At 73.9% G+C, this 6,008-nt stretch carries 7 protein-coding genes and 1 pseudogene; 1 reads left to right on the top strand and 7 read right to left on the bottom strand.

Features of this window, described 5'->3' with window-relative positions:
- Positions 1-37 precede the first annotated feature (37 nt).
- Positions 38-841: a DUF1707 SHOCT-like domain-containing protein gene (locus E1293_RS43475; RefSeq protein ID WP_341770254.1), complete on the top strand. Its 804-nt coding sequence runs from the start codon at positions 38-40 to the stop codon at positions 839-841.
- A gap of 40 nt (positions 842-881) precedes the next feature.
- Here the strand turns inward: E1293_RS43475 and E1293_RS43480 are convergent, their stop codons facing one another.
- The 7 genes and pseudogenes from E1293_RS43480 to E1293_RS49035 form a co-directional block, all read right to left on the bottom strand.
- Positions 882-2,198 carry a hypothetical protein gene (locus E1293_RS43480; RefSeq protein WP_132205446.1) on the bottom strand — a complete coding sequence of 439 codons (1,317 nt, stop codon included), beginning with the start codon at positions 2,196-2,198 and terminating at the stop codon, positions 882-884.
- A gap of 154 nt (positions 2,199-2,352) precedes the next feature.
- Entirely contained in the window at positions 2,353-3,276 is a 924-nt protein-coding gene (locus tag E1293_RS43485) for a DivIVA domain-containing protein (RefSeq protein WP_132205448.1), read from the bottom strand.
- A 57-nt stretch (positions 3,277-3,333) separates the two neighbouring features.
- Positions 3,334-3,627, bottom strand: coding sequence for a YggT family protein (locus E1293_RS43490; RefSeq protein WP_132205450.1), 294 nt, complete (start codon positions 3,625-3,627; stop codon positions 3,334-3,336).
- 21 nt (positions 3,628-3,648) lie between these two features.
- Positions 3,649-4,185 (bottom strand): cell division protein SepF, encoded by a 537-nt coding sequence (locus E1293_RS43495; protein ID WP_132205452.1) that lies wholly within the window; start codon positions 4,183-4,185, stop codon positions 3,649-3,651.
- Positions 4,186-4,290: 105 nt separating this feature from the next.
- Entirely contained in the window at positions 4,291-5,049 is a 759-nt protein-coding gene (locus tag E1293_RS43500; RefSeq protein WP_132205454.1) for a YggS family pyridoxal phosphate-dependent enzyme, read from the bottom strand.
- Complete coding sequence (gene pgeF / locus E1293_RS43505; protein WP_132205456.1) at positions 5,046-5,774, bottom strand: peptidoglycan editing factor PgeF; 729 nt, start codon at positions 5,772-5,774, stop codon at positions 5,046-5,048. The genes E1293_RS43500 and pgeF overlap by 4 nt, the downstream gene beginning before the upstream one ends.
- Positions 5,771-6,008 (bottom strand): annotated as a pseudogene (locus E1293_RS49035) (cell division protein FtsZ); the annotation flags it as partial. The gene pgeF and the pseudogene E1293_RS49035, both read right to left, overlap by 4 nt.

A 6,008-nucleotide genomic window follows, 5' to 3' on the forward strand; every position in this document is an offset into this window, starting at 1 on the left:
GTTCTTCGCGACACATCGCGTTTGCGATGATGGTCCGGTGAATCTTCCCGAGCAGCCTTCCGGGGCGCAACCTCCGGCGCGGCCGTCCCCGGCGAGCATGCGCGCGTCGGACGCCGATCGCGACGAGGTCGCCGACCGCCTCCGCGAGGCCCTCGCCGAGGGGCGCATCACGCCGGAGGAGCACGCCGAGCGGATCGACGCCGTCTACAGCGCCAAGACCTACGCCGATCTGGAGCCCGTGCTCAGCGACCTGCCGTCCGAGGAGGCGCCGCGCCCGCGGGTGGACCTGCGCAAGGACCAGCAGGCGCTCCCGCCACCCCCGCCGCAGTCGCCCAACCTCGTGGCGATCTTCTCCGGGGTGGAGCGCAAGGGCCGCTGGCTGGTCGAGCCCACCACCAACGTGTCATGCGTGTTCGGCGGGGTCGACCTCGACTTCCGGCAGGCGGTCCTCAGCCAGGGCGAGGTGAACGTCAACGTCACCTGCGTGTTCGGCGGCGTGAACATCGTCGTGCCGCCGGGCGTGCGGGTCATCGCGTCCAACACGGCGGTCTTCAGCGGGAACGACCTCCCGGAGGACGACACCGCGGACCCGGACGCGCCCGTCATCCGGATCACCGGGATGCTGCTGTTCGGCGGCGTCTCCGTCAAGCGCAAGGCGGTGGGCGAGAAGGCCGGGCACCGGCACTCGGTGCGCCGCGAGCACCACCGGATGCTGCACCACGAGTACCACGAAGAGGTCCGCGAGATGCAGCGCGAGCGGCGCGAGGAGCGGCGGCAGCGGCGTGACGAGCGGCGGGACCGGCTCCGGGAGCTGCGCGACGAGCGGCACCGCGGCCGCTGACCTCGACGACACCGGCCCGGCCGCGGGCGGCCCCGCCCGGTCAGTCGCGGGCGTGCTCGCGGTCGGGCTGGCAGACCAGGCAGGGCGTGCAGCCCCGGGACTTGGCCTCCGCGCGCGACAGCGACTCCAGGTCGTCGGCCTCGTCGCCGATGTCCTCGATGAGGGCGCAGTCGGTGCGGTGGTAGCGCTTGGTGCCGCTCAGGATGCGGACCTGCGGGCCGTCGTCGTCCGGCTCCTCCGCGGGCCCGGACGCCGCCTCGGTCTCCCCGGCCGGCTCGGGCTCCGGTGCGTCCTCGTCGTCGGCGTCGCGCGGACGCGGGGCCGGCGACGGGGCGTCGGCGATGCCGAGCGGTGCGGGGCCGAGATCGGCGGTGACGTCCGGCGGCGCGGATTCGGCCTCAGCGGACCACTGCGGGGCGGAGTGGCCCTCCCCCTCAGTGTCGGCGGGTTCGGCCGTCTCCGTCGCCTTGGGGGCCTCTTCGGCCGTCTTCCCGGAGGCGAAGAGGCCGGCGACGGGCATGTCGGTGAGGGTCGGCCCCGCCGGGCCCCGCTTGGGGGCGTCCGGCTGCGGGGCGTCCTCGGCACCGGGGCCGTCCGCCCGCGGGATCTCGTCGGTCCGGTCGAAGGCGCTCGGGCGGTCGAACGGGCCGGGCTCGTCGAACGAGGCGGGCGCCGGGCGGGGTGCGGGCTTGGCGAGGCCGGCCAGGCCGCCCTCGGAGCGCTCCAGGCCGGGCTCCCGGATCGGGGACGGGCCCCCCGCCGCCTTGCCCGCGTCCGGTGACGCGGGGCCCGACGCCGCGGCGCGCGCCGCCAATGCGGTGTCGGGCATGCAGGCGGTGCAGGGGCTGAAGCCCTCTTCCTTGGCCTCGGCGTAGGTCAGCTCCTCGGTCTCCCGCCCGGCGAGCTGCCTGCAGGTGTCGAGGTGGTAGCGCTTGCGGCCGCGGACGACGAACACGACCGCGTCGTCCGGGACGTCGACGGCCGGGGCGGGGATCTCCACCTCGTCGTCGGGGTCGGCCGCCGGGGCCTTGGCCTCCGGGGCGCCCTGGGCGTTCGCGGCCGGGGCGGGCGGTCCCGCCGGCGTGCCCTTCCCGCGCTTGTCCTTCTTGGCCTTCTTCGACCTGCCGGCCCCGCGGGCCGGGGTCTGCGAGGCGCCCTGCCCGAACAGCTCCTTGCGGCGCAGGAACACCCCGATGGCCAGGCACACCGCGGAGACGATGCTGACGGCGATCGAGATGTAGATCACGACCAGCGCGTCCAGGCCGAAGACCTGGGCACTGTCTCCGTTGCCGGCGACGATCCCCGCTACCAGCAGGGCGATCGCCACCACCACGAGAACGCCACTCAGGATGATCACAGGGTCTCTCCCACTCGTTCAGACCGGTCGGCTCCGGGCCGCGCGACGAAACCGGCGGCCCGCCCTCGGGGCGGCCGCCCGGCGCCGCGGGGATGGCGGCCCTGCCATCCCCGGCGCGACGATCGCAGCGACACTATCGCCTGCGGCGGCCGTGTCAGCGCCTGTCGTGCGGCGGGTTGTCGCCGCCCGCGTGGAACGCGCCGGTCGCCGAGTGCTGCACCTGCTGGGTGTGCTCCGGCGGCGGGAACGTGCCCGGTGCCGGAGCCTGCGCGCCGGCGCCGTTGCGGTTCTCGGCGTGCGGCAGCGCGTTCTGCGGGCCGGTCTGCGGCCCGGCCTGCGGGTTCTGCGGCGACTGGGCCGGGGCCGCGCCCGGGACGGCGGCGAACGCGCCGGTCTCGGTGCTGCCCGCCTCCAGGTCGCGGAGCTGGCCCTCCAGGTACACCTTCAGCCTGCTGCGGTACTCGCGCTCGAACGCGCGCAGGTTGTCGACCTCGCGCTCCAGCTCCTCGCGCTGCTGCACGAGCGAGCCCATGACCTGGCGGTGCCGCTCCTGGGCGTCGCGGTCGAGGGCCTCGGCGCGCGAGCGCGCCTCGCTGACGATCTGGTCGGCCTGGCGGCGCGCCTTGCCGAGGATCTCCTCGGCCTCGCGGCGGGCGCGGCCGAGCGTCTCGTCGGCCTCCCGGCGGGCGTCGGCGATCGCCTGGTCGGCGGTCTGCTGCGCCAGCGCGAGCACGCGGGCCGCGGTGTCCATGTTGTCCTCGCCGGTGGGCGCGGCGGACATGCCCAGGCCACCGAGCACGGGCTCCGGCTCGGGCTGCGGCTGCGGCTCCGGGCGGGGCGGCTCGGGGATCTTCTGGACGTCCGGCTTGGGCTCAACGATGGGGGCGGCCATGGCGGGAACCTTGCCACGCAGGCACTCGGCCAGTTTGGCCCGCAGCTCTTCGTTCTCCTGGATGAGGCGGTCGAGCTCCGCCTCGACCTCGTCGAGGAAGGCGTCCACCTCCTCCTCGTCGTACCCCGGCCTCAGCCTGGTGGTACTGAACTGCTTGTTCCGCACATCGGCGGGTGTCAGCGGCATGTTCTCGTCTCCTTGGCGCGCTTGGAGTCAGTCCCCGAAGGACGGTATCCGATCGGCCTAACCTCCGAATACGGAGCCAACGACCACGACCAGGATCCAGACCAGAAGAATGAGGACGGTGAAGCTGAGGTCCAGTGCAACGTTACCCAGCCGGATGGGCGGGATGAAACGCCTCAGCAGCTTCAGGGGCGGATCGGTGACCGTGTAGGTCGCCTCAGCGATCACCAGCACCACTCCGGACGGCTTCCATTGGCGGGCGAACGACTGCAGGACCTCCAGGACCAGCCTCCCGATCAGGAAGAGCAGGAAGAGGTACAGGACGCCCTGCAGCACGGTTCCAACGATGTTCACGGATACTCTCGCATGCGACTCTCAGCTTTGGTTGAAGAACCCTCGTTCTGCCATCCGGGCCTTGTCCTCCGCCGTCACCTCGACGTTGACGGGCGACAGCAGGAACACCTTGTTCGTAACACGCTCGATGCTGCCGTGCAGCCCGAACACGAGACCCGCCGCGAAGTCGACCAGACGCTTGGCGTCGCTGTCGACCATCTCGGTGAGGTTCATGATCACCGGCGTGCCCTCCCGGAAGTGCTCCCCGATGGTCCTCGCCTCGTTGTAGGTCCTCGGGTGCAGCGTAGTGATACGGGCGAGGTCGGTGGTACCGGACTCGTAGAGCGCCACGGAGCGTCGCTCGACCGTTGACGTGGAGTGATGATCGCGATCGCGGTCCGCGGCCTCTTCCGCTCGGGTAAGCTGACCGCCGGACTCCTCGCCCTGACGACGGCCCTGCCCCGGATCGGTCTCCTCGTCGTAGTCGCCGTACTCGTCGTAGTCGCCGTACTTGTCGTCGTAGCGGTCGTCCTCCACAAGGCCGAGGTAGACCGCCATCTTGCGCATCGCGCTGGCCATACGTCCCTCCGTGTCCTGTGGTGGCGGCGCCGGGCGCGTCCGGTGCCACCGGTGGACTGATCCGTCGTGGCCTCCCGCGTTGCGGCAGGTACCACTGGGGGGACATTACCTGACGATTGCCCGTCGGCCGCCGAGCAACGCCGTACCGACCCGCAGGTGTGTCGCGCCGCACGCGATCGCCTGCTCCAGATCGCCGCTCATACCCGCACTGACGATCCGGGCGCCCGGATGGTTCCCCCGCACCCGCGCGGCCACGGCGGCGAGCCGGGTGAAGGCGGGCAGCGGGTCGGCGCCGAGCGGCGCGACGGCCATCACCCCGCCGAGCTCCAGGCCGGCGGCGCCGGCGATCGCGTCCGCCAGTTCCGGGACGTCGCCGGGCGACGCTCCGCCCCTTCCCTGCTCCTGCGGTGACGCCGCCTCGTCCAGCGACACCTGGACGAGGCAGCGGATCGTCCGCCCGGCCCGGTCGGCGGCCTCCGACAGCGCGCGGGCCAGCCTGACGCGGTCCACCGAGTGGACGACGTCGGCGTAACCGGCGACCGCGCGGGCCTTGTTCGTCTGCAGCCGTCCGACGAAGTGCCAGGTGAGCGGGAGGTCGGCGCACTCGGCGGCCTTGGGGCGGGCCTCCTGGTCGCGGTTCTCGCCGACCTCGGTGAGGCCGAGTCCGGCCAGCAGCCGGACGTCGGAGGCGGGGAACGTCTTGGTGACCGCGATCAGTGTGATCTCGCGCTCGTCCCGCCCGGCGGCGGCGCACGCGGCGGCGATGCGCTTCCGGACGGCGGCGATGCCTTCGGATATCTCGGCGCGGCGGTGCTCCGCGCCGTGCCCGTCGTTCCCGTTGCCCGCGGTACCCGCGCCGGTCACGCGACGTCCTTGAGCCAGACGTAGCCGGCGAAGCGGCCGGTGCGTCCTTCGCGGCGGTAGGAGAAGAGGCCGGGGTCCTCGATGGTGCAGCGCGGGTCGGTGTCGACCCGCGGCACGCCGGCGGAGGCGAGCTGCGCGGCGACGCCGGCGCGGATGTCGAGGCCGGGGGTGCCCTTGGACGTGGTGGCGTAGGCGGCCGGGACCACGGCGGCGACCTCGTCCCGCATCTCGGCGGGGACCTCGTAGCAGCGGCCGCACGCGGCGGGCCCGATCGCGGCGGTCATCCGCGCGGGGTCGGCGCCGCGCTCGCACATCGCCTTCACCAGCGCCGGGACGACCCCGGCGGCGGTGCCGGGACGGCCGGAGTGGGCGGCGCCGGCGACCCCGGCAGCGGGGTCGGCCAGCAGGACGGGCGCGCAGTCGGCGACGAGGACGGCGAGGGCGAGGCCGGGGACGGTCGTGACGATCGCGTCGACCGGGCCGGGGAGGTCGGGGGAGGTGACGAACGCGACGTCGGCGCCGTGCACCTGCCGCATGAAGACGGTGCGGCCGGGGTCGACGCCGAACGCGGCGGCGGCGCGCCGCCGGTTGTCCTGGACGGCGGCCGGGTCGTCGCCGACCGCGCCGCCGAGGTTGAGGGAATCGCAAGGGGGGCCGCTCACGCCGCCGGCACGGCCGGTGAAGCCGGCGCCGACGCCGTCGCCCAGGGCGACGGTGGTGATCACTTCAGGAAGTCGGGGACGTCGAGGTCGTCGTCCTCGTCGAAGACCACGGGACGGCGGCGCTGCCCGGAGGAGGCGGGGCCGCCGTCGTTCTCCCCCGTGTGCACGCGGGGGGACGCCTGCTCGGAGGACGGGCGGGGCGCGGGGGTGCGCGACCCGCCGGACTCGCCGGACGCGGCCGGCTCCCGGTCGCCCGGGGGGCCCGGCTGCCCGGGCGACGCGTTCTCCGGCCGGGAC

It is taken from the genome of Actinomadura darangshiensis, from assembly GCF_004349235.1.
In the GTDB taxonomy this organism is placed as follows: Bacteria; Actinomycetota; Actinomycetes; order Streptosporangiales; family Streptosporangiaceae; genus Spirillospora; species Spirillospora darangshiensis.